The sequence below is a fragment of the Bradyrhizobium sp. genome (assembly GCF_019244115.1).
Lineage (GTDB): Bacteria > Pseudomonadota > Alphaproteobacteria > Rhizobiales > Xanthobacteraceae > Bradyrhizobium.
In genome coordinates, this window is record NZ_JAFATE010000028.1 from 1 (window position 1) to 3,667 (window position 3,667).

Consider the following 3,667-nt stretch of genomic DNA (forward strand, 5'->3'; position numbering starts at 1 on the left):
ATCAAACTTGGCAGTGTCCGCGGCGCCAATGGCGATCCAGCGGCGCTGCGCGACGCTGAACGGCAATCGACCACCATGAAGGAACTCGGAGAGCGCTTTCTCACGCAGTATGTTCCCACGCGCTGCAAGCCATCGACGCAGGCCGAATATCGCCGCGCAGTCGAGCTATTCCTCGATCCGTTTTTCGCCAAGCAGCATGTTCGGTCGGTGACGACGGCCGACTTGGCAGAATTGCACGGGTCCTTGTCTCATATCCCGTACCAGGCGAACCGCACGCTGGGCGTCCTGTCGAAAATGATGAACCTTGCTGAGACTTGGGGGATACGGGATAAGCACACCAATCCCTGCGAAGATGTCGAGCGCTTTCCAGAACGTAAGCGCGAGAGATTCTTGTCGCCGAAGGAACTGCAGCGACTCGGGCAGGCATTGACGGCCGCGGAGTTTCATCAGACGGAAACCAAATATGCCGTTGCTGCCTTCCGCATCCTGCTCCTCACGGGGTGCCGTTTGTCCGAAATTCAACGCCTTGAATGGCGCTACGTGGATCTGGAACAGAAAGAACTGCGATTACCCGATAGCAAAACCGGGGCGAAGACCGTCCACCTTGGCGAGGCGGTCGTCGCATTGCTGGATGCGTTGCCTCGCGTGACAGGCAACCCATACGTTATCGTAGGAAAGAAGGAGAAGGCGCACCTAACCGATCTGCAGCATCCGTGGCGCCGCATCCGGAAAGCCGCGGGGCTAAATGACGTACGCATTCACGATCTCCGTCACACATTTGCATCCGGCGGATTGCTCGTCGGCGAAGGGCTGGCGATGATCGGCAAATTGCTAGGACACACGCAGGTTCAGACGACGGCGAGGTATGCCCATCTTGCATCTGATCCAGTCAAGCAAGCGGCGACAAAGATTTCAGATCGCCTGGCCTTGGCCCTTTTCAGTAGTCTTGACGACGCGAGCACAAAGGAGCCGCAGCAGTCTCACCTGCTGATTGACGACACCGACAATAAGTCGGAAGCGGCTTGACCTACCTAGGTGTCTTGCCCCGAAGCAACCTTGTCTAGAACTCAGGGGCGGTGCGTCCCGACGTGAACCGTCCTATTTTGTGCGGCAGCCATACCTTCTTTCACACGGGAGAGGTCCAAGGTTCGATCCCTTGTGCGCCCACGATAAGATCAATAAAATCAATATGTTACTTGACTGTCTCCCGCCGTCTGTGCCCCGGAAATCTCGGGGTACAGCCGGGGCACAGAGGCCAGCTGATGCGTGATTTGATCGCCCGCTGTCTGCCATCGACCGGCGCGAACGAATGCCACCCAGTGCACATGCTATTGAGCCCGCTCGACCCGAAATTGCTGGCGCGGTCCCCATCTGCGTTGGCTAAAAGCCCGACCCGCTCTGGTTCGCGCGCCAGCGATGGGCAGGTTGAGGGTGGTTCGTGGCAAATCAGAAAGTCGCCGCACGATTGCAGGTTGGACCAACGTGCGGCTCCTCGTCCAAGGGGTAGATCGCATACTCGCGGTTTCGGCTAGGCGACGCATCGATATTCGGCGCGGCGTTCCGGAGCCGACTCAAGCCGCTGGGTTGTCACGGGGCCCTTGTGGCTGCGCCGAAGGCCTTCTCGGCGGGCTCCTCGATCAGATGCCCGTCGAGCTGCTCGAACAGGCCGGAGCCGCTGGCGTCGCGTTCGGTGCCGGGGATGTGTCCCGGGTTCGAGCCCGGCTTGTCGAGGACGCACGGGCCATAGCCGCACTGCTGCTTCCACTGCGCCGTCGTGAGCGGCCACTCCCTGGCGGTGTAGTAGAGGATGGGACTGCTAACGCGGCGTGCGAGCAGGCGATAGGTCTCGGCCAGCTCGCTGGCCTTGAGCTGCTCGGTCGCGACACGGCTCGCCCCGCTGCCAGTGGTGAAGCCGAACTCGGTGATCCAGATGTCCAGGTGCTTGGGCCAGGATTTTACGATCGGTTGGAACGCATCGAGTGCGGCGACCGCTTCGTTCGGGGTCGCACCATAAGCATGATACGCAATCGCGTCCGCATGGCGATAGGCGCCGTGCTGGCCAAGCTTCTCGGTCCAGCATTGCGCCTGCCAGGACGACAGGCCGCCGATCATGACGGTCGCATGCGGCCGCTTGGCCTTGATCGCGGCATAGCTGTCCGCGAGCCAGGCGACATAGCTCGCGACCGCACCGTCGAGGTCCGCCGCCTTGGTCGAATCCTTTGGGCACATGCCCACGCGGTCGGACGCGCCGAAATCCGCAGCGTTGAACCGCCAGCCATAGGGATAGCCACCGGGCGGCGCGCCTTTGTAGCCCTCGGTCGACTGACTGAGATTCTCCTCGTCGCCCACCTCGAAGACCGCGCTCTCCGGCGCCTCGGCGAGCACCTGCTCCAGCCAAGCGAGATAGGGGGCGCGTGCGGCGGAGTCGTAGTGGTCGACAAGGAGGATGATCACGGGCTTCGCCTGTGCGCTCTCTATCCCCTTCAGCATGTTCCGAAGGCCCTGGAACGGGGCAAGCTTCGGGCATGCCGGCGATTTGAGAAGGCCGCTTTCGGCGGTCGTCGACGCCTCGATACGGATCCACTTGACACCGATCGACTTGAGGTGCGCCATGTCGGCCGCGATCTGCGCGGTATTGCCGCCGTCGCAGTTGAGCTGATCCATGCCGTTGCCGTTCTCGTAGTTGACCCCGAGTGGCGGCGCAGCGCGGGCCTCCGTGGAGAGCGCTAAGAGGATCGACCCCACGAGGAGGGCGAGAACCACCGTCGAGGCGATGAACGGCTTGCCGGGTTGCATGGCGCGCTTCCTTACCTCAAGAGGCGTCCAACCTAGTCACACACGAATGACCGGCGCATGAACAAACGGGACGCAACGCATGTGATCTTCGGGATGTCCGGCGACGTCCCATGGAGGCGTTTAGAGGCGGCGTTGCGTGCTCCGGGCCGCCGAACATGGGGCGCATCGATCCGGCCCGATGCGCGCCTGGGGGTTTGCTCCGCCGTCACGTTGCCTGCATGAATCGAAATATTCCTACCCCTCCTATTCACACAACGTTCAACGACCCCGTCTTTTGATACGGCAACAACAAGCTTTGCACTAACCGTCCAAGTATGAGCATGCTCGAGACAATCCGATCTGCGCATAAGGTTTGCTCGTCAGGTGGCACTCTGCGCGAGAACCGCTGTATTTCCACGGCCGCCCAGAGATTGGTGCCGTGGAATGAGCGCTGAAATCCGAAAATCCCGCAGCCTTGGATAAATCATGACCATGTTGCTATCGTCATCGAGAGCCCGCGCTGTCCTGGCGATTATCGCCGGTTTGATGGTTGGAAGCCCGATAGGCCTTCGCGCCACGCATTTGGAAACCATCAAACGAAGGCCATGCGACATCTACGCGGCCGGGAATACGCCGTGCGTCGCGGCGCATAGTACGGTGAGATCGCTATACGCCAGATATGCCGGCGCGTTATATGAGGTGAAGAGAGCCTCGGACAACGCCACCAAAAACATCGGGTTGCTTCCGGACGGCTATGCGAACGCCGCGGCGCAGGATGCGTTTTGCACCAACACCACGTGCATCATCACCAAGATTTACGACCAATCGCCTGAGCACAACGATCTCGCCATCGCCGTCGGGGGACATTTCAAAGGACCTGGCCCGAATGGTG

General features: G+C 60.8%; 3 protein-coding genes. 2 read left to right on the top strand and 1 reads right to left on the bottom strand.

Going from position 1 to position 3,667, the window contains the following annotated elements; all coding sequences use genetic code 11:
- A partial coding sequence (locus JOZ76_RS01405; RefSeq protein WP_291696850.1) for a tyrosine-type recombinase/integrase occupies positions 1–1,026 on the top strand: 1,026 nt, incomplete at its 5' end.
- Between the two features lie 561 nt (positions 1,027–1,587).
- On the opposite strand, the gene JOZ76_RS01410 is transcribed toward JOZ76_RS01405, so the two are convergent.
- Positions 1,588–2,796, bottom strand: coding sequence for a glycosyl hydrolase (locus tag JOZ76_RS01410; protein WP_291696851.1), 1,209 nt, complete (start codon positions 2,794–2,796; stop codon positions 1,588–1,590).
- A gap of 465 nt (positions 2,797–3,261) precedes the next feature.
- Here JOZ76_RS01410 and JOZ76_RS01415 point away from each other — a divergent pair.
- Positions 3,262–3,667 (top strand): arabinofuranosidase catalytic domain-containing protein (locus JOZ76_RS01415; protein ID WP_291696852.1); only part of this gene is annotated, 406 nt, incomplete at its 3' end.

Excerpts from the sequence above, each read along its gene's own strand:
- JOZ76_RS01410 (WP_291696851.1), bottom strand. The coding sequence starts at position 2,796 with ATGCAACCCGGCAAGCCGTTCATCGCCTCGACGGTGGTTCTCGCCCTC.